The organism is uncultured Winogradskyella sp., from assembly GCF_947498005.1.
GTDB lineage: Bacteria > Bacteroidota > Bacteroidia > Flavobacteriales > Flavobacteriaceae > Winogradskyella.
Map to the genome: position 1 here is coordinate 110079 of NZ_CANMIW010000002.1, position 19197 is coordinate 129275.

At 32.5% G+C, this 19197-nt stretch carries 19 protein-coding genes; 17 read left to right on the forward strand and 2 right to left on the reverse strand.

Annotation, left to right across the window (positions count from 1 at the left end):
• Positions 1-13: 13 nt before the first annotated feature.
• Positions 14-1267: a methionine adenosyltransferase gene (gene metK, locus Q0891_RS03845; protein WP_299098908.1), complete on the reverse strand. Its 1254-nt coding sequence runs from the start codon at positions 1265-1267 to the stop codon at positions 14-16.
• Between the two features lie 365 nt (positions 1268-1632).
• Between metK and Q0891_RS03850 the strand changes: the two genes are divergently transcribed.
• The 13 genes from Q0891_RS03850 to Q0891_RS03910 all read left to right on the forward strand — a co-directional run bounded on the left by Q0891_RS03850 (position 1633) and on the right by Q0891_RS03910 (position 13947).
• Complete coding sequence (locus tag Q0891_RS03850) at positions 1633-2832, forward strand: polysaccharide lyase family 7 protein (protein WP_299098910.1); 1200 nt, start codon at positions 1633-1635, stop codon at positions 2830-2832.
• Between the two features lie 32 nt (positions 2833-2864).
• Positions 2865-3275 (forward strand): Rrf2 family transcriptional regulator, encoded by a 411-nt coding sequence (locus Q0891_RS03855; RefSeq protein WP_299098912.1) that lies wholly within the window; start codon positions 2865-2867, stop codon positions 3273-3275.
• A gap of 214 nt (positions 3276-3489) precedes the next feature.
• Positions 3490-4110 carry a phosphoadenosine phosphosulfate reductase family protein gene (locus tag Q0891_RS03860; protein WP_299098914.1) on the forward strand — a complete coding sequence of 207 codons (621 nt, stop codon included), beginning with the start codon at positions 3490-3492 and terminating at the stop codon, positions 4108-4110.
• 9 nt (positions 4111-4119) lie between these two features.
• Positions 4120-6213, forward strand: a complete 2094-nt coding sequence (locus Q0891_RS03865) for a HEPN domain-containing protein (RefSeq protein ID WP_299098916.1) — start codon at positions 4120-4122, stop codon at positions 6211-6213.
• Positions 6214-6217: 4 nt separating this feature from the next.
• Entirely contained in the window at positions 6218-6994 is a 777-nt protein-coding gene (gene cobA / locus Q0891_RS03870; protein ID WP_299098918.1) for a uroporphyrinogen-III C-methyltransferase, read from the forward strand.
• Positions 6995-7047: 53 nt separating this feature from the next.
• The gene (locus Q0891_RS03875) at positions 7048-8097 is read left to right on the forward strand and encodes an NAD(P)/FAD-dependent oxidoreductase (RefSeq protein ID WP_299098920.1); all 1050 of its coding nucleotides are present in this window, start codon (positions 7048-7050) and stop codon (positions 8095-8097) included.
• Entirely contained in the window at positions 8097-8426 is a 330-nt protein-coding gene (locus Q0891_RS03880) for a 2Fe-2S iron-sulfur cluster-binding protein (RefSeq protein ID WP_299098922.1), read from the forward strand. The genes Q0891_RS03875 and Q0891_RS03880 overlap by 1 nt, the downstream gene beginning before the upstream one ends.
• Positions 8427-8602: 176 nt before the next feature.
• Positions 8603-9340 (forward strand): serine O-acetyltransferase EpsC, encoded by a 738-nt coding sequence (gene epsC, locus Q0891_RS03885; RefSeq protein WP_299098924.1) that lies wholly within the window; start codon positions 8603-8605, stop codon positions 9338-9340.
• A 5-nt stretch (positions 9341-9345) separates the two neighbouring features.
• On the forward strand, positions 9346-10227 hold the full coding sequence (gene cysM / locus Q0891_RS03890) for a cysteine synthase CysM (protein WP_299098926.1): 882 nt from the start codon (positions 9346-9348) through the stop codon (positions 10225-10227).
• A gap of 249 nt (positions 10228-10476) precedes the next feature.
• Positions 10477-11568, forward strand: coding sequence for an acyloxyacyl hydrolase (locus Q0891_RS03895; RefSeq protein WP_299098928.1), 1092 nt, complete (start codon positions 10477-10479; stop codon positions 11566-11568).
• A 2-nt stretch (positions 11569-11570) separates the two neighbouring features.
• Positions 11571-12314, forward strand: coding sequence for a head GIN domain-containing protein (locus Q0891_RS03900; protein WP_299098930.1), 744 nt, complete (start codon positions 11571-11573; stop codon positions 12312-12314).
• 92 nt (positions 12315-12406) lie between these two features.
• The gene (locus Q0891_RS03905) at positions 12407-13408 is read left to right on the forward strand and encodes a DNA cytosine methyltransferase (RefSeq protein ID WP_299098932.1); all 1002 of its coding nucleotides are present in this window, start codon (positions 12407-12409) and stop codon (positions 13406-13408) included.
• 44 nt (positions 13409-13452) lie between these two features.
• Positions 13453-13947, forward strand: coding sequence for a hypothetical protein (locus Q0891_RS03910; RefSeq protein WP_299098934.1), 495 nt, complete (start codon positions 13453-13455; stop codon positions 13945-13947).
• On the opposite strand, the gene gldA is transcribed toward Q0891_RS03910, so the two are convergent.
• A complete protein-coding gene (gene gldA, locus Q0891_RS03915) occupies positions 13944-14837 on the reverse strand; it encodes a gliding motility-associated ABC transporter ATP-binding subunit GldA (protein ID WP_299099676.1) in 894 nt (297 codons plus the stop codon). The genes Q0891_RS03910 and gldA overlap by 4 nt on opposite strands.
• A gap of 340 nt (positions 14838-15177) precedes the next feature.
• On the opposite strand from gldA, the gene Q0891_RS03920 reads away from it, so the two are divergent.
• The 4 genes from Q0891_RS03920 (at position 15178) to Q0891_RS03935 (ending at position 19170) form a co-directional block, all read left to right on the forward strand.
• Positions 15178-16005 (forward strand): prephenate dehydratase, encoded by an 828-nt coding sequence (locus Q0891_RS03920; protein ID WP_299098936.1) that lies wholly within the window; start codon positions 15178-15180, stop codon positions 16003-16005.
• A complete protein-coding gene (locus Q0891_RS03925) occupies positions 16002-17144 on the forward strand; it encodes an aminotransferase class I/II-fold pyridoxal phosphate-dependent enzyme (RefSeq protein WP_299098937.1) in 1143 nt (380 codons plus the stop codon). The genes Q0891_RS03920 and Q0891_RS03925 overlap by 4 nt, the downstream gene beginning before the upstream one ends.
• A 5-nt stretch (positions 17145-17149) precedes the next feature.
• Positions 17150-18001 carry a prephenate dehydrogenase gene (locus Q0891_RS03930; protein ID WP_299098939.1) on the forward strand — a complete coding sequence of 284 codons (852 nt, stop codon included), beginning with the start codon at positions 17150-17152 and terminating at the stop codon, positions 17999-18001.
• An 86-nt stretch (positions 18002-18087) separates the two neighbouring features.
• Positions 18088-19170: a bifunctional 3-deoxy-7-phosphoheptulonate synthase/chorismate mutase type II gene (locus tag Q0891_RS03935; RefSeq protein WP_299098941.1), complete on the forward strand. Its 1083-nt coding sequence runs from the start codon at positions 18088-18090 to the stop codon at positions 19168-19170.
• The last annotated feature ends 27 nt before the right edge of the window (positions 19171-19197 follow it).

Here is a 19197-nt window from a genome sequence, read left to right on the forward strand (position 1 = left end):
GCTTAAACAGAATTTAAATATTAAAAGCAGCTTTTACTTGATCAACGTAATCTAGTTTTTCCCAAGTGAATAATTCTACATCTAAAGTAATAGACTCACCATTTGGTTGTGTAAAAGATTTACTTACCGTTTCATGTTGTCTTCCCATATGTCCATATGCTGCAGTTTCGCTATACATTGGTTGACGTAATTTTAAACGTTCTTCAATTGCAGCTGGTCTCATGTCAAAGATTTTTTCAACTTTTTTAGCAATTTCGCCATCAGTTAAATTAAACGGACAAGTACCGTAAGTTTCAATAAAAATACCCATTGGTTCTACAACACCAATAGCATAAGAAACTTGCACTAATACTTCTTCACATAAACCTGAAGCAACTAAGTTTTTAGCAATATGTCTTGTTGCATATGCAGCACTTCTATCCACTTTACTTGGATCTTTACCTGAAAAAGCACCTCCACCATGCGCACCTTTTCCGCCATAAGTGTCTACAATAATTTTACGACCAGTTAAACCTGTGTCTCCATGAGGTCCACCAATTACAAACTTTCCGGTTGGGTTTATATGGTAAGTTATATCATCATTAAATAGTTGCTGAATTGCTTCAGGTAATTTTGCAACAACCCTTGGGATTAATATATCAACAATATCTTTTCTAATTTTAGCCAACATTATTTCGTCTGCATCAAATTCATCATGTTGTGTAGAAACTACAATAGAATCAATTCGCTGAGGTGTGTTGTCGTCACTATATTCTATAGTTACTTGACTTTTAGAATCTGGTCTTAAGTAATCTATATCTTTATTCTCACGACGTAGTTCTGCAAGTTCAAGTAAAATTCTATGTGATAAATCTAAAGCCAAAGGCATATAGTTATCAGTTTCATTAGTGGCATAACCAAACATCATACCTTGGTCGCCAGCACCTTGTTCTTCTTTAGTAGCTCTGTCTACTCCACGATTAATTTCTTCAGACTGTTCGTGAATAGCAGAAAAAACACCACAAGAATTACCATCAAACATATACTCACTTTTTGTATATCCGATTTTGTTAATTGTGTCTCTTGCAATTTTCTGTACATCGAGATAGGTGTTTGATTTTACCTCACCAGCTAATACTACTTGTCCTGTTGTTACTAATGTTTCACAAGCCACTTTAGATTCTTTGTCAAAAGCTAAAAAGTTGTCAATTAATGCATCACTAATTTGGTCTGCGACTTTGTCTGGGTGTCCTTCAGAAACACTTTCTGAAGTAAATAAATATGCCATAAATCCTATTTTTAGGTATCGTGTTATGAAAAAAAATGAGATTGCTTGGTCGCTAGAGAAGTCCTTAACTTACTGCTTTAGCATTTTTTGTTTCGGCTGAAAATTTTTCAACGTCAGAGGTTGCAATCAGATCAAATTTTTCCTCTAAATTTTGATAATGCAAAAGTAGAAAAATTAAATGAATATTAAATCCATTTCATTTTTTTTATGTTTTTTTTAGCGTTAAATGCTTATGCTTTATTTTATTATTTTTGTTGCATGGGTTTATAAATCCTTCAAAACGAAGATTACTTATTTTATATAAATTATCATCAAGTATTCGTTTTGTCACGTATTTTAGACTTTTTACAAAATATTATACACGCATGAAATTATTATCCTTGGCTTGTTCTTTATTGATTTTTACAGTTCTATTTGGTTGTAGTTCTAAGGATTCTGATGAAGATGATGTTACAGAAAATTTAACCTTAACTGGAGTTTCTGAATTTACGGCAAATGAACAAACGCAGTACATTACAGTGGCCTCTAATTTAGATTGGAGCGTAAGTGTAAACGCAGATTGGATTACTGTTTCACCAATTAGTGGATCTGATAATGGTACCGTTTATGTTACTGCGCAGACTAATACAACCTTAAATAATAGAACAGGAAGCGTAACAGTTTCTGGTGGTAATATTTCGAGAGTTGTTTCAGTATCTCAAGCAGCAGGTGAAGAAACAGGTGTTTTAGACCCAAACAATCCACCTTCTGATAATTTTGATTTATCTACATGGAAATTAAGTATACCTGATGACCAAGGAAACGGTACAGCTTCAACGATTTCAGTAAGCGATATACAAGGTTATCAAAACAGCTCTTATTTCTATACAGCTTCAGATGGTGGAATGGTGTTTAAATGTCCAGTGGCAGGTTTTACAACATCCGAAAATACGAGTTATACTAGGGTTGAATTACGAGAAATGTTAAGAGGAACTAACACGAGTATAGGTACTCAAGGCGTAAACGGAAATAACTGGGTTTTTGGTACTGCTCCAACTTCAGACATTAATGCTGCTGCTGCTTATGATGGTGTAATGAATGCTACACTTGCGGTTAATCACGTTACGACAACAGGGAGCAGTAGTCATATTGGTCGTGTAATAATAGGTCAAATTCATGCAAATAATGATGAGCCTATTCGTATTTATTATAGAAAATTATTGAACAATGAATTGGGATCAATTTATTTTGCTCATGAGCCAACAGATGGTAATGGTGATGAACAATGGCATGAAATGATTGGCTCAAGAAGTAATAGTGCAGCAAATCCTGAAGATGGAATTGCTTTAAATGAAGTGTTTAGTTATACAATTAAAGTTGTTGGCGATAGTTTAACATGTACCATTATAAGAGAAGGTAAACCAGATGTAATTAAAACTATAGATATGGTTAATAGTGGTTTTAATGTTGGTGGTCAATATATGTATTTTAAAGCAGGAGTTTATCATGTCAACAACTCAGGTAATGATGACGATTATGTACAGGCAACATTTTACGCTTTAGATAAATCACACACAACAAATTAGTATATTGTTATTAAAACACGTATTATAACCTAATGTTATCAAAAAAAACAAAATACGGAATAAAGGCATTAGTTTATTTAGCTAGGCAAGAAGACCGTATGCCTGTACAAATTTCTACCATTTCTCAATCAGAAAATATATCTCGAAAATTCTTAGAGAGTATCTTGCTATCCTTGAGAAAAAATGGATTATTAGGATCTAAAAAAGGTAAAGGAGGAGGTTACTATTTATTAAAAGACCCTAAAGAAATCCCTATGACTACGGTTATGCGCTTATTAGAGGGGCCAATTGCAATGGTGCCTTGTGTGAGTTTAAATTTTTACGAAAAATGCGACGATTGCACAGACGAAGATGTTTGTGCAGTAAATAAACTCATGCTAAAAGTGCGCGATAATACTTTAGAAATATTTCGTAATACAACCTTAGCAGATTTGTCTAATTAGCAGATTCTGAATTTTTCACACTTATTTTTTCGAATTTTTCACATGATTCATTCAAATAAATGTTTTATGTTTGCATTATCCTACTAAATCGATAGGGTTTAAGGATTAGTAAATTAATAGCAATTAATGCAAAGCGCAATAGTAGAAGATTTTAGTTATTAGACATCATACTTTCTTTCTCTTAAAATGCCTTTGAATTATTTAAAATAACGAAATGATAAACATAGATATAGACATTTGGAATAAAAAACTAAGGGACAAAACACCTAGTGAAATTGCTGAATGGGCATTACAGCTTTCAGACAATTATATTGTTACCACAAGTTTTGGTATATACTCATCTGTATTACTTAGCACTATGTCTCAACTCGATAAAGATATAAGAGTAGTTTGGTGTGATACACTTTATAACCAACCAAGTACTTATGAGCATGCTTCAAAATTAATAGAAAAGTATAAGCTTAATATTCTTAAATATCAGAGTTTATATACTAAAGAAGAAATTGATGCAACAATAGGTTTACCAAGTCTAGAAGATGATAATCATGCTGTTTTTTCAGAAGCAGTGAAGTTAGAACCATTTAGACGTGCCTTAAAAGAGCAGAATCCAGATATATGGTTTACTAATATTAGAGTTAGGCAAACGGAATACAGGAACAAAAAAGATATTTTAAGTTACAGTAAAGATGGTATACTCAAAGTAAGTCCATTTTACTATTGGAGTGATGCCGATTTAGATACATATATAGAAGAACGTCAATTAGAAAAGAATGGCTATTACTTCGATCCCATTAAAGCGCTACTTAATAGAGAATGTGGAATTCACTTTCAATAAATAGAACACATGCAAAGTTTTAGAACAGAAATAGAAAACCCGATAGTAGAGAAGGACATCATTGAATTAGCTAATAAAATTGAGCTTTTTCACAATGGTAAAATTGACGAAGAAAAATTTCGAAGCCTAAGGTTAGCCAGAGGAGTTTATGGTCAGCGCCAAGAAGGTGTGCAAATGATTAGAATTAAATTACCTTATGGTAAAGTAATGAGCAATCAATTACGCAGAATTTCTGAAGTTTCAGATGAATATTCTAGAGGAAGATTGCATATTACAACACGTCAAGATATTCAAATTCATCATGTAGACTTAAACAGAACGCCAGAGTTATGGGCAGAGTTAGAACGAGATGATGTAACCTTACGTGAAGCTTGTGGAAATGTAGTAAGAAACGTCACAGCTTCCGAAACAGCTGGTATTGATATAAACGAACCTTTTGATGTATCTCCATATGCAGATGCATTATATAAGTTCTTTTTACGTAACCCAATTTGTCAAGAAATGGGACGTAAATTTAAAGTGTCATTTTCTTCAACAGACGAAGATACAGGCTTATCGTATTTACACGATCTAGGATTTATTGCTAAAATTGAAAACGGAGTAAGAGGGTTTAAAGTGATGGCAGCTGGTGGATTGGGTTCTCAACCACGTCATGCAGAAACGTTATACGAATTTTTACCATCTGATAAAATTATTCCAGTAATGGAAGGTGTTTTAAGGGTTTTCGATCGCTATGGTGAACGTAAGAGTCGTGCTAAGGCAAGAATGAAATTTTTATTAAAAGATATCGGTTTAGAAGCTTTTAAAGATTTAATAGAACAAGAACAAAACGCTATTGAATTAAAAACAGTTGCCATTGATGCAGATGCTTATGTGGCTTCCACACCAGTTTCTGTAGAAACACCTAATACTGAAATAAAAGACCAAGAGGCATTTGATTTATGGAAGTCAACTAATTTAATTCCTCAAAAACAAGACGGTTTTGTAGCCATTGGGATTAAAGTGTTATTAGGCGATTTTTATACAGATAAAGCACGTTTGTTAGCAGATTTAGTTGATAAATATGCCGCAGGAGAAATTCGTTTAACCTTACGTCAAAATATAGTAATTCCGTTTGTAAAGAAAGAACTAGTTCCTTTTTTCTATCAAGAATTAGAGAAATTAGGTTTTGTAGAAGCTGGTTATAATAAGGCAGTAGATATCACAGCTTGTCCAGGAACAGATACGTGTAACTTAGGTATAGCAAGTAGTACAGGTATTTCTGTAGAATTAGAGAAAGTGATAAAAGCAGAATATCCTCAATATTTAAAAAATGAAGATCTTATTATAAAGATAAGTGGTTGTATGAACGCTTGTGGACAACACAACATGGCAAACATAGGTTTTCAAGGTATGACTGTGAGAACTCCAGAAAAATTAGTGGCACCAGCATTACAAGTATTATTAGGTGGAGGAAATTTAGGAAATGGTAATGGTGCATTTGCAGATAAGGTTGTAAAAGTGCCAAGTAAAAGAGCTCCTGAAGCTTTACGAAGAGTCTTAGATGATTTTGAAGCGAATGCAAATGGTAAACAGTTTGTTGACTATTATAAGGAAAAAGGAGAAAAATACTTTTACAATTTCTTAAGCGACTTACAAGACGTTACCAATTTAACTCAAGATGATTTTATTGATTGGGGAGAAGAAGAAAAATATGTAAAAGAGATTGGTATTGGTGAATGTGCAGGTGTTGTAATTGACTTAATCGCAACATTATTTTTAGAAAGTGATGAAAAAATAGATAATGCAAAAGAGGCTTTCGAGAACAAAGTATATTCTGGTGCTATTTATTATGCATATCAATCCATGGTCAATTCTGCAAAAGCATCATTGTTAGCAGAAAACAAGAAAACAAATACACATGCTAATATAATCTCTCAATTTGATGAATTATTTGTTGAAACAGGAGGTATAGATTTAGGAAGTTCTTTCGCAGATATTATCTATCAAATAAAAGAGTTTGCACCAAAGGAAGAATTTGCAAGTAGCTATATAAAAGCAGCAGAGCAATTTTTGAAAGCTGTTAGAGATTATAGAGAATCGCAAGTTGAAGTTAAAATTTAATAGTATGACACCAAGATTAACCATAGTTGGCGCAGGTCCAGGAGATATAGATCTAATTACAGTGAAAGCTATAAAAGTAATTAAGTCGGCAAATGTAATTTTATATGATGCATTAGTTAATGTAGAATTATTAGAATATGCAGCACCAAATGCTGAGTTAATCTTTGTAGGAAAACAAAAAGGATGCTACGCGTATCATCAAAATCAAATCAATGAATTAATTGTAGAGCGTGCACTTAAGTTCGGTCATGTGGTACGTTTAAAAGGAGGTGATCCATTTATTTTTGGTCGCGGTTCAGAAGAATTAGAGTATGCTAAAGAATATGCAATAGAAGTTGCATTTGTACCAGGTGTGTCATCTTCTGCAGCTGTACCTGCATCACAAGGAATTCCATTAACTAAACGACATGTATCTGAAAGTTTTTGGGTAATTACAGGAACTACACAATCTCATAAAATATCAGGAGATATTGCTTTGGCAGCGAAATCTACAGCAACAGTTGTTATTTTAATGGGAATGAGCAAACTCTCAGAAATTGTGCAGATCTTTTCAAATGAAGGGAAATCTGAAACAGCAATAGCTATTATTCAAAACGGAACAAGAGCAAATGAAAAAGTTGGTATAGGAACAATTTCAAATATTGAATCTATAGTTGAAGAAAAGCAATTAACAAATCCAGCAATAATTATTATTGGGGAAGTTGTAAACCAACGAGTAGATCTCTCAGACATATATTCTAGAGCAGATTTAGCGCAACAAAATGCAAAAAGAAGTGCTTAATTAAGCCAAAAAAATAAACAAATTCGAAATGAATTAGTTGAAAAATTAAGATTATGATTAAAACAGATATACTAATAATAGGAGCAGGACCAACAGGTTTATTTACAGTATTTGAAGCCGGTTTGTTAAAATTAAAGTGCCATTTAATTGATGCATTACCACAACCTGGTGGTCAATGTTCTGAATTATATCCCAAAAAACCAATTTATGATATACCTGGATTTCCAGAGATATTGGCTGGTGATTTAACTTCAAATTTATTAGAGCAAGGAAAACAATTTCAACCAGGTTTTACCTTGGGAGAACGAGCAGAAACTATTGATAAGCAAGAGGATGGTAGTTTTATAGTAACAACGAATAAAGGTACACAACACCATGCGCCAATTATTGCTATTGCAGGTGGATTAGGTAGTTTTGAGCCGAGAAAACCTAAGTTAGAAGGCATTGAAAAATACGAAGATAAAGGTGTTGCTTATTTCATTAAAGATCCAGAAGTGTATCGTGATAAAAAAGTAGTCATTGCTGGTGGAGGTGATTCTGCGTTAGATTGGAGTATTTTTTTAGCAGATGTAGCATCAGAAGTAACATTAGTTCATAGACGAAATGAATTTAGAGGTGCATTAGATTCTGTAGAAAAAGTACAAGAATTAAAATTGCTGAACAAAATAAATTTAATCACACCAGCAGAAATTACAGATTTACATGGAGAAGATCATTTAACAGGTGTTTCTGTAACTAAAGATGGCGAAACAGAAATTTTAGAAGCAGATGAGTTTATCCCATTGTTTGGTTTATCTCCTAAATTGGGTCCAATAGGAGATTGGGGACTTGAGATAGAAAAAAATGCCATAAAAGTAGATACTTTAGATTACCAGACTAACATTCCTGGTATATATGCTATTGGTGATGTAAATACATATGAAGGAAAACTAAAGTTAATTCTATGTGGTTTTCATGAAGCAACTTTAATGTGTCAATCGGCTTATAAATTATTAAATCCTGGAAAGAAATTTGTACTGAAATACACTACGGTAAGCGGTATAAATGGTTTTGATGGTACAAGAAAAGAATCGCCTAAAGCGGTTGTAAAAGCTATAGTATAATGCAAGATGTTACCATTCATATAACAGATAGAGAAGGTGAAAAACATACCGTTTTAGCTCCAACAGACATGGCCATGAATCTCATGGAAGTTGTTAGGTCTTATGAGTTAGCACCAGAAGGAACTATTGGTGTCTGTGGCGGAATGGCAATGTGCGCATCATGTCAGTGTTACGTCAATTCAGATAATGATATAAATGCTATGGAAGATGAAGAAGATGCCATGTTATCTGAGGCATTTAATGTAAAAGAAAACAGCAGACTAAGTTGTCAAATTCCTATTACCGAAGCTCTAAATGAGTTAGAAATAGAATTGGCTCCAGACGTTTAAGTTCATATAAATTAATTTAAATTTGCCAGTTGTCATATCTAAGTGAATAACTGGCTTTTTTAGTTTTACGGCATTACATTAATGATGAATCAGATAAAACTAAATTTTGTACAGTAATGTATGTTGCTAGATAGCGACAGAGTTAGCAAAACTTATTAAATTCAAGATTATAAAGTATGGATGTTTCTATGCATATACCAAATGGTTTTAAAGAACAGGTTGAGGAATTAGCTAAGGCATTATTCTATTGTGTTGTAGAAACTTCGGTTGATGAAGATGAACAATTAGAGTTATTAAAAGCTTCTTTTTTTGAAATTTCTAAGGGACTGCAATGTGGTGTTTGCGATACTAAATGGGCACAGTTTAAGGAAGGGCTAAAAACATTAAGACCAATTTTAAGGTTAGATGCGGAAGCTGCTTTTAATAATGATCCAGCAGCAAAAAGTTTAAGAGAAATTTACTTAGCATATCCTGGATTTTATGCCATCACAATGTATAGAATTAGCCATGTGTTATGGCATCTAAATATTCCTATTTTACCTAGAATGATTAGCGAGTATGCACATGGTGTTACAGGTACAGATATTCATCCAGGAGCTAAAATAGGGACATCCTTTTTTATTGATCATGCTACAGGTGTTGTTATTGGTGAGACTGCAATAATTCACAATAATGTTATTATTTATCAAGGTGTAACGTTAGGAGGAATTAAGGTTGAAAAAGAAATGAAAGGCGAAAAACGACATCCTACAATCATGGATAATGTTACCATTTATGCAAACGCAACAATTTTAGGTGGCGACGTGGTAATTGGGAAAAATAGTACGATAGGTGCCAACGTTTGGATTACGCAATCTATTCCGGAAGAATCATTAGTGACCTACAAATCAGATATACGAATTTCTAATAAATAAAAGTAATGAGCATTTTAAACCAAATAGGTAATACACCTTTAGTTGAGACTATTAATTTAGTGGCTAAACCCAATGTAAAATTACTTTTAAAGTTAGAAGGAAATAATCCTGGAGGAAGCGTAAAAGATAGACCAGCATATAATATGATATCTGAGGCCATAAAAAGAGGAGATATTAAAAAAGGTGATCGTTTAGTCGAGGCTACAAGCGGTAATACTGGGATTGCTTTAGCTTATGTTGCACAATCTTTTGGTTTAAAAATGTCATTGGTAATGCCAGAGAATTCAACAGAAGAGCGAGTAAAAACAATGCGAGCTTATGGCGCAGAAGTAATTTTAACGTCAGCAGATTTAGGTATTGAAGGCTCAAGAGATGTTGCATTTAATATGAGAGATAACGAAGGTTATACTTTGCTTAATCAATTTGAAAATAATGACAACTGGATGGCACATTATAAAACCACAGGACCAGAAATTTGGAGAGACACTGACGGTAAAATAACTCATTTTGTCTCTGCTATGGGAACGACAGGAACGATTATGGGAACCTCTACATTTTTAAAAGAACAGAACAAGGATATTCAGATTATTGGTGCTCAGCCAGAAGATGGATCTCGAATTCCTGGAATAAGAAAATGGTCTCCAGAATATGTGCCTAGTATTTTTAATAAATCTAAAGTAGATCGGGTTATAGAAGTTAGTGAACAAATTGCAAAAGCTACTACGAAAAGACTCGCCAAAGAAGAAGGCATTTTTGCAGGTATGAGTAGTGGAGGTTCTGTGGCAACAGCTTTAAAGTTGATAGAAACAATAGATGAAGGTATTGTTGTTGCTATTGTTTGTGATAGTGGTGATCGTTATTTGTCATCCACACTTTTTGATGACTAACTTTTAATAACAATTTGATTGATTTTACTTAACAATGAAGTCATTTTATAGTAAGTAATTTGCATCATAATTAAAACCCCAAAAAAATGAGATTGCTTAGAAAAAACAATAAAGAATTTAAATTTTTTGTTCAAATTTTAATGTTAGCAGTTGTATCTTTAATTGTAGCCTATTTTGTAAAATAGACTTCTTTTGTCTAAGTGCAATTAATTGTAATTATTGATTATTTTTACTCATCAATAATTACCAATGCAAAAACTAATTGTTTCATTTGTTATACTCTCATCTTTAGTGTTGAGTGCCCAACAAGAAGCAAACAACACATATATAGATTTCAATTATTTTGGAGGCAATATTGCCCTTCACAACAACGATATTCTACATTTAATAAAAGGCCATCCAGAAGGTTTTATCTTTAGTTGGAACAAGAAAACATTTGGTAACCAAGATTGGGAACAACGTTATGGCTATCCAGACTATGGTGTTTCTTTTTCATATCAAGATTTTAAAAATGAAGTTTTAGGCAACAATTACGCCTTATACGCTCATTATAATTTTTACTTTTTTAAACGTAATGTAATGTTACGGATAGCTCAAGGTTTAGCGTATAGCACTAATCCTTATGATAAGTATCAAAATCCAAAAAATATTGCATTTGGCTCAGATGTATTAAGTGCGACTTATTTAATGCTTAATTACAAAAAAGAGCGAATTTTTAATCGTTTTGGTTTACAGGTAGGCTTGTCCTTAACGCATTATTCTAATGCCAATACAAAAGCGCCAAATACTAGTGTTAACACTACTGTTTTTAATGCAGGTATAACCTATAATCTTGATACAGAAGAACCAGAATTTATAAAGGATTTGGATACTGATAAATTCAGTGAAAAAGTAAAATTTAATTTTGCATTTAGATCTGGCATAAATCAGAGTGATGTTATAGATACTAAACAATATCCGTTTTACATATTTTCTGGTTATGCAGATAAAAGATTAAGCCACATAAGTGCAATACAGTTTGGTACAGATGTCTTTTTCTCTAATTTTTTAAAAGAATTAATATATTATAAATCCATAGCGTTTCCAGAAGATAATATCTCTGGAGATGAAGATTATAAGCGTGTAGGTGTCTTTCTCGGTCATGAATTATTTATAAATAAGCTCTCTGTTATTTCCCAATTAGGCTACTATGTGTATTATCCTTACGATTTTGAAGGACGATCATATATCAGAGTAGGTTTAAAGCGCTATTTTGGTAAAAAATTATTTGGCGCTGTAACCTTAAAATCACATGGAGCTAAGGCTGAGGCTGTAGAATTAGGACTAGGCGTTAGACTTTAATTATGAAAAAAATAGTTTATATATTTCTTTTTACACTTTTTGCTTGTAATAGTGAAGATGGTAATGATTGTTTTCAAACGACTGGCACTATTGTTCAAGAAGAAATTTTAGTATCAAATTTTGAACGCATTTTAGTAAACAGAAATATTGAATTAGTTATTACTGAGGCTTCAGAATATAAAGTAATTATAGAAACTGGTGAGAATTTATTAAATGATATAAACGTTGAGGTTATAGCGAATCAATTAGTATTAAGCGATAATAACTCCTGTAATTTTGTGAGAGAATATGGTATCACAAAAATTTACGTAGATGCCCCTAATCTCAATGAAATAAGAACATCTTCACAATATGAAATCTCTTCTAACGGAGTCCTTAATTATAGTACGCTATCATTATTTTCTGAAGATTTTAATGAAGGTAGTGAGTTTACAGTAGGTGATTTTAGATTAAACGTCAACTCAAATAGTTTAAACATTGTATCTAATAATATTTCATTCTTTTATCTTGAAGGTGCAGTACAAAATTTATCTGTTGGTTTTTATTCTGGAGTAGGACGCGTTGAAGGGGAAAACCTAATTGCAGAAAATGTTTCAGTATATCATCGTGGTAGTAATGATATGGTTGTAAATCCGCAACAATCGTTGTCAGGTCAACTATTAGGAACAGGAGATTTAATTTCTGTAAACCAACCACCAAATATAGATGTAGAACAGATATACACGGGCGAGCTAATTTTTAATTGAATCATTTTCCCTTAAATTTGCTTAAAGAGGCACAAATTATTAATTTGCTTTTATTCAAACTTTATCAAAACGGAATAGTCTGAAATAGATTTATGAAGAAGAATTTAAAATATATTGACTTATTTTCTGGAGCAGGAGGATTCTCTCTAGGCTTTGATAATTTGGGTTTTCAGAATGTTTTTTCAGTTGATATAGAACCTAATTTTTGTAAAACCTACAAGCATAATTTTGCAGATCATCAACTCATAGAAAAAGATATTTGTGAAGTGTCTAATGCTGAAATAGAATACCTTAAAGAGGACAATGATATTGATGTCATTATAGGTGGACCACCTTGTCAAGGCTTTAGCATGGCAGGTAATATCGGTCGAAAGTTTATAGATGATCCTAGAAATAGATTATTCAAAGAGTTTGTTAGAGTTGTTAAAGTCGTAAAGCCAAAGTTCTTTGTGATGGAAAACGTCGCAAGATTATACACCTATAATAAAGGAACTATTAGAGAAGAGATTATCAATGATTTTGAAAAATTAGGTTACACTGTAGATTGTAAGATTCTTAATTCTGCAGATTATGGCGTGCCACAGGTTAGAAACCGAGTTATTTTTATTGGTTCAATAAAAAAGCAAGACATTCAATTTCCGCCTGCAGAAGTAGAAACATATATTTCGGTAAAAGAAGCACTATCCGTATATCCTAAATTGGCTTCTGGTGAGGAATCATCTAAAGTACCAAATCACATTGCGATGTCACATTCAGAACAAATGCTCACTAAAATGAGTTATGTTACTGATGGAGGTGATCGCAATGAAATACCAGAACATATTAGACCTAAGTCTGGTGATATTAGAAAATACATTAAATATGCTAGTGATAAACCTTCGGTTTGTGTCACTGGTGATATGCGTAAAATCTTTCATTACGATCAAAATAGAGCATTAACCGTTAGAGAGCTTGCTAAACTGCAGTCTTTCCCAGACGATTTTGTTTTTAAAGGCACAAGAATATCGCAACAACAACAAGTAGGAAATTCAGTGCCTCCAAAAATGGCGGAAGCCATTGCAAGAACCATTATTAAAATGAGCGATAAGGTTTAGTAAATGGATTAGAGTATTTTATACATTTTTTTAGCGTTCTATCTATGATAAAAATACAAGTAACAGAAAAGGACAAGGAATTTGCGAAACAGCAAATAGAAGCTTTTAAGAAAATAAAAGCAGGCAGTTGGCGCTATAAAAATGTTGAAGCTTGGCGAGGAATTGTTTGCGAAATGTTAGCAAGCAAATGGTTCGCAGAAAAATTTAGAATAGACAAGTTAGCAAAAGGACTTGATGATTCAGGTATTATTGATGATTGCGATATGATCATCAATTCTAAAAAGGTTGAAATAAAATCGGCAACTAAAAACTACTTTAAATACCTAATGCCAAAAATTCATGATGTTAGAGATCAGCCAAAAGACATTTATATTGGAGTAAAATACAATGAAACCGTTGAGCCTAATGAAATTCAAATTTTAGGTTCTATAAAACGATCAGAGATTTTAAATTTTCCTGTAAAACAAAACAAAGGAGCACCATATTATGAAGTGCCTTTAGCTAAATTATTACCAATAAGACCAAGCACATTTAATTAGCTAGTCATTTCTCTAAACAAGCTTTCTAAACTAGCGTTTTTCTGATTCAGTTGTAAAATCTTCAATTCGTTGTCATGTGCAAAATCAAAAACATGAGAACGCATATCTTCTTTAGTAGAGAAAGTAATTTCATATACAAAACTATGCGTGTTTTTTACAGTAACGACTTTTGGTAATTTTAAAAGAAAAGCATCTTCAACTCTGTAGTCAAACTCAACGATAACAATTTGTTCTTGTCCAGCTCTTAAATCTTTTAAATATTTATCGGCAACTACTTCTCCTTTGTTAATTATGATTACACGGTCGCACATAGCTTCAACCTCTTGCATAATGTGTGTAGATAGAAAAACCGTTTTTTCTTTACCAATAGTTTTAATAAGATTTCTAATATCAACTAATTGATTTGGGTCTAAACCTGTGGTTGGTTCATCTAATATTAAAACCTCAGGATTGTGCAACATAGCATTAGCTAAACCAACACGTTGTCTATACCCTTTAGAAAGTTGATTAATTTTTTTGTGAGCTTCAGGTGTTAAGCCTGTTAATTCTATTACTTCTTCAATACGAGATTTTGGCGTGCCATAAACATTAGCATTAAAATTTAAATACTCTTTTACATACAAATCTGTGTAAAGCGGATTGTGCTCTGGTAAATAACCAACACTACTTTGTACATTTTTTTTATCGGAAGCGACATCAAAACCATTGACTATAGCAGACCCTTCAGAGGCATCAACGTAAGTTGTTAAGATTTTCATCATCGTAGATTTTCCAGCACCATTTGGACCTAAAAAACCAACAATCTCAGCATCTTTTACTTTAAAGGACACGTCGTTAAGTGCCTTTTGATCTTTGTATATTTTTGTAATGTTTTGAACTTCAATAGCCATGTTAGAAGAGTTTTGTTCAAAAATAGGTAAATCAGAATATTGAACCACTTTTTTTGACAATTCTTTAAAATTTTAAAATATTCTTTAAAAAATCAATTCAACTATTTTGATTTGTAAAAATAATAATTACATTAGCGATATAATTACAATAATGAACATATCTAAAGCATATTATAACTGGTTTTATTTCTTTTTTAGCTAAAGGAACGAGACTGAATATGTATTATTTAAATATAAATTATAAAGTCTCGATTTAATCGAGACTTTTTTTTGTTTAACCATTAACAATGATTGTATTTTGAATTGATTCGAGATTTAAAAACAATTAAGATTATAAAATTTGAAAAAGCCAATTGCCATACAAGGAATAAAGGGATCATTTCATCATTTGGTGGTTCAGAATTATTTTAATGTAGATTCTGAAGTAGTAGAATGCATGTCTTTTGATAGTGTTGTAGACTCATTATTAGAAAAGAAAACTGATGAGGTTGTAATGGCATTAGAAAATTCTATTGCAGGTTCAATAATTCCTAATTATGCGCTTATTGATAGTCATAACTTAAGTATTGTTGGTGAATATTATTTGGGTATAGAACATTGTTTAATGGCTTTAAATGGTCAAACAATAGAAGATATAAAGGAAGTACATTCTCACCCAATGGCATTATTGCAATGCAAGGCATTTTTTAGAACGTATCCGCATATTAAATTGGTAGAAGCTAAAGATACAGCAGATGTTGCCAAGCAGATTTCGGAACAAAATATAAAAGGAATTGCAGCTATTGCGAGTAAAAACGCTGCTGAATTATATGGTATTAACTTATTAGCAGAAAGTATTCAAACTATAAAACATAACGAAACACGGTTTGTAATTGTTAGACGAGAGGATGAGCAAAAGGCTACAACTGTTATAAATAAAGCATCTTTAAAATTTGAATTAGATCACAAAAGAGGGAGTTTAGCTACAATATTAAATGTTCTAAGTGATTGCAAATTGAACCTTACAAAAATACAGTCGTTACCTAAAATTGAAACACCTTGGAAATATGCCTTTTTTGTAGACGTTACATTTGATGTGTATACAGACTATGAAAAAGCCGTTTCTATTTTAAAATTGATGGCAGAAAATTTTAAAACTTTAGGAGAATATAAAAACGCAAGACGATGATAGAAGTTGCAAAACGTTTACAAAATGTAGAAGAATACTACTTTTCTAAAAAGTTGAGGGAAGTTGCGCTTTTAAAAGCACAGGGAAAACCAATTATTAGTTTAGCAATTGGTAGTCCAGATTTAGAACCGCCATTTAAAGCATCTATGACGCTTCAAGATAGTTTAGCAGATGAAAAAGCGCATCAATATCAAAGCTATCAAGGTTTGCCAGAATTGCGTCAGGAAATTGCGAATTTTTATAAAAAACAATACAAGGTAGATTTAAGTGCACAAACCGAAGTTTTACCATTAATGGGAAGCAAGGAAGGTATTATGCATATCTCTATGGCTTTTTTAAACAAAGGAGATAAAGTTTTAGTGCCTAATCCAGGTTATCCAACCTATGCTGCAGTAACTAAATTATTAGAGGCAAAGCCCGTTTTTTATGACTTAACTGAAAAGAATAATTGGCAACCAGATTTTAGTGCGTTAGAGCGTTTAGATTTAAAACGTGTAAAAATAATGTGGATTAATTATCCTCATATGCCAACAGGTAGTAATGCAGATAATAAATTTTATGATAAGGTCATTGCCTTTGGTAAACGACACGATATTTTAATTGTAAACGACAATCCCTACAGTTTTATTTTAAATGAAAAACCAATTAGTATTTTAAGATACAAGGACGCCAAAAATGTTTGTTTAGAGTTAAATTCATTGAGTAAAACCTTTAATATGGCAGGTTGGCGTGTTGGTATGCTAGCTGGTAACTACGATTTTGTAAGCGCTGTGTTACGTGTAAAAAGCAATATGGACTCTGGTATGTTTTATGGCATTCAAAAAGGAGCTATTGAAGCGTTAAAGTGTTCAGATATGTGGTTTCAAAGTTTAAATAGTGTGTACCAAACACGACGAGATTTAATATGGGAATTAGCAGATAATCTTAATTGTACCTATGATAAAGATGCCACAGGCTTATTTGTTTGGGCAAAATTACCACCTCATTATAAGTCCGAAGAATTTACAGATATGGTATTAAAAGAGCATTCTATATTTATTACACCAGGAACAGTTTTTGGAAGTAATGGGGAAGGCTATGTGCGTTTTTCACTGTGTGCATCAGAAGAGATTATTAAAGAAGCAATAGCAAGAGTTTAGTTAAAATGAATAATATTTTTATCATAGGAGTCGGGTTAATTGGCGGAAGCTTTGCTTTGGATATCAAGAAATTGAATCCCGAAAGTACCATATACGGAATTGACAAAAGTGAAGCGCATTTAGAAGAAGCAATGGCACTTAAAGTAATTGATAAAACGGCTCAATTTGAAGATTTGCAGCATGCCGATTTGGTAATATTATCAATACCAGTTGATGCAGCTATTAATGTTTTACCAAAAGTGTTAGATCATGTCTCTGATAACGCTATTGTGTTTGATGTCGGATCTACCAAAGAAGATATTTGTGCTAAAGTAAAAAACCATCCGAAAAGAAGAAATTATCTAGCAGTGCATCCTATTGCTGGTACAGAGCATTCTGGTCCAAAAGCAGCACTGCATGGCTTGTATAAAAACAAAACGAATATTATTTGTGAGGTTGAAGACACCGCGTTTAAGCTTCAAGAAAAAGCATTAAAGTTGTTTTTAGATTTAGGTATGAGAATACGCTATATGAATCCTAAAGCACACGATAAACATATTGCTTACGTCTCTCATTTATCTCACATAAGTGCCTTTATGCTTGGTAAAACAGTTATTGATAAAGAGAAAAACGAACGCGATATTTTTGATATGGCTGGCAGTGGGTTTGAAAGCACAGTACGTTTGGCAAAAAGTTCGCCAGCCATGTGGACACCAATTTTTCAGCAGAATAAGGCTAATGTTATTGAAACATTAGAGGAGTTTATTTCAAATTTAAACCACTTTAAAAAATTGATGCAAGACGATGATTTTGAGTCAGTTTATAACGAAATGGAATCTACAAATTATATAAAAGACATATTAAACGGAATTAAATAATTAAAAAAACACTAATTGATTATTAGGCTAAAAAAGTAAAACCTGATAAAAAAAGCAATTAAAACTTAGTAAAAACTAATAGCAAAATGGAAAACAAGAAAGAAATGAGAACATGGTTGGATGATATGAAATTAGATCATCCACTAGTAATAGCAGGACCATGTAGTGCAGAGACAGAAGAGCAAGTATTAAAAATAGCACACCAGCTAAAAGATACAGACGTTAATTATTATAGAGCAGGTATTTGGAAACCAAGAACAAGACCAGGAAATTTTGAAGGTGTTGGTGCTTTAGGTTTAAAATGGTTACAAAAAGTAAAGGAAGAAACAGGAATGAAAACCTGTACGGAAGTTGCCAATGCTGCCCACGTAAAATTAGCTTTAGAGCACGACGTAGATTTATTATGGATTGGTGCACGTTCTACTGTAAGTCCATTTATAATGCAAGAAATTGCAGATGCTTTGCAAGGTACTGATAAAATTGTATTGGTTAAAAATCCGGTAAATCCAGATTTATCTTTATGGTTAGGTGGTATTGAGAGATTGTACACTGCTGGTATCAAAAACTTAGGAGCTATCCACAGAGGATTCTCAACGTACGAGAAAACGAAATATAGAAATATTCCAGAATGGCAATTAGCTATTGAGTTTCAAAACAAGTTTCCAGATCTACCATTAATCAACGATCCTTCTCATATTACAGGAAATAGAGATATGATTTTTGATGTATCTCAAACAGCATTAGATCTTAATTTTGATGGTTTAATGATTGAAACACATTTTGATCCAGAAAATGCTTGGAGTGATGCTGCGCAGCAAGTGACGCCAAGTAGCTTAGTGCAGATTATGAATGATTTAAAAATCAGAAAAGAAACAGATTCTGAAGCTGCTTATAATTCTGAATTAAATAATTTGAGAGCTCAGATTGATGTTGTAGATAACCAGGTTTTAGATCTATTAGGTAAGCGGATGAAAGTTGCTGAAGGTATAGGCGCTCTTAAAAAGCAAAAGAATGTTGCCGTGTTACAAAGTAAACGCTGGAACGAGATTTTAGGTAAAATGGTTTTAGAAGGTGAAGAAAGAGGTTTGAGCGAAGAATTTATTTTACGCATGTTTAAAGCTGTGCATCAAGAATCAATTAACCGTCAAGAAAAGATTATAAACGGCTAATTAAATTTAGTGATTATTTATAAAGGC

Excerpts from the sequence above, each read along its gene's own strand:
- Q0891_RS03935 (WP_299098941.1), top strand. The coding sequence starts at position 18,088 with ATGGAAAACAAGAAAGAAATGAGAACATGGTTGGATGATATGAAATTA.
- Q0891_RS03930 (WP_299098939.1), top strand. The coding sequence starts at position 17,150 with ATGAATAATATTTTTATCATAGGAGTCGGGTTAATTGGCGGAAGCTTT.
- Q0891_RS03925 (WP_299098937.1), top strand. The coding sequence starts at position 16,002 with ATGATAGAAGTTGCAAAACGTTTACAAAATGTAGAAGAATACTACTTT.
- Q0891_RS03905 (WP_299098932.1), top strand. The coding sequence starts at position 12,407 with ATGAAGAAGAATTTAAAATATATTGACTTATTTTCTGGAGCAGGAGGA.
- Q0891_RS03855 (WP_299098912.1), top strand. The coding sequence starts at position 2,865 with ATGTTATCAAAAAAAACAAAATACGGAATAAAGGCATTAGTTTATTTA.
- cobA (WP_299098918.1), top strand. The coding sequence starts at position 6,218 with ATGACACCAAGATTAACCATAGTTGGCGCAGGTCCAGGAGATATAGAT.
- Q0891_RS03880 (WP_299098922.1), top strand. The coding sequence starts at position 8,097 with ATGCAAGATGTTACCATTCATATAACAGATAGAGAAGGTGAAAAACAT.
- Q0891_RS03865 (WP_299098916.1), top strand. The coding sequence starts at position 4,120 with ATGCAAAGTTTTAGAACAGAAATAGAAAACCCGATAGTAGAGAAGGAC.
- gldA (WP_299099676.1), bottom strand. The coding sequence starts at position 14,837 with ATGGCTATTGAAGTTCAAAACATTACAAAAATATACAAAGATCAAAAG.
- Q0891_RS03910 (WP_299098934.1), top strand. The coding sequence starts at position 13,453 with ATGATAAAAATACAAGTAACAGAAAAGGACAAGGAATTTGCGAAACAG.
- Q0891_RS03850 (WP_299098910.1), top strand. The coding sequence starts at position 1,633 with ATGAAATTATTATCCTTGGCTTGTTCTTTATTGATTTTTACAGTTCTA.
- metK (WP_299098908.1), bottom strand. The coding sequence starts at position 1,267 with ATGGCATATTTATTTACTTCAGAAAGTGTTTCTGAAGGACACCCAGAC.
- epsC (WP_299098924.1), top strand. The coding sequence starts at position 8,603 with ATGGATGTTTCTATGCATATACCAAATGGTTTTAAAGAACAGGTTGAG.
- Q0891_RS03900 (WP_299098930.1), top strand. The coding sequence starts at position 11,571 with ATGAAAAAAATAGTTTATATATTTCTTTTTACACTTTTTGCTTGTAAT.
- Q0891_RS03860 (WP_299098914.1), top strand. The coding sequence starts at position 3,490 with ATGATAAACATAGATATAGACATTTGGAATAAAAAACTAAGGGACAAA.
- Q0891_RS03895 (WP_299098928.1), top strand. The coding sequence starts at position 10,477 with ATGCAAAAACTAATTGTTTCATTTGTTATACTCTCATCTTTAGTGTTG.
- Q0891_RS03875 (WP_299098920.1), top strand. The coding sequence starts at position 7,048 with ATGATTAAAACAGATATACTAATAATAGGAGCAGGACCAACAGGTTTA.
- cysM (WP_299098926.1), top strand. The coding sequence starts at position 9,346 with ATGAGCATTTTAAACCAAATAGGTAATACACCTTTAGTTGAGACTATT.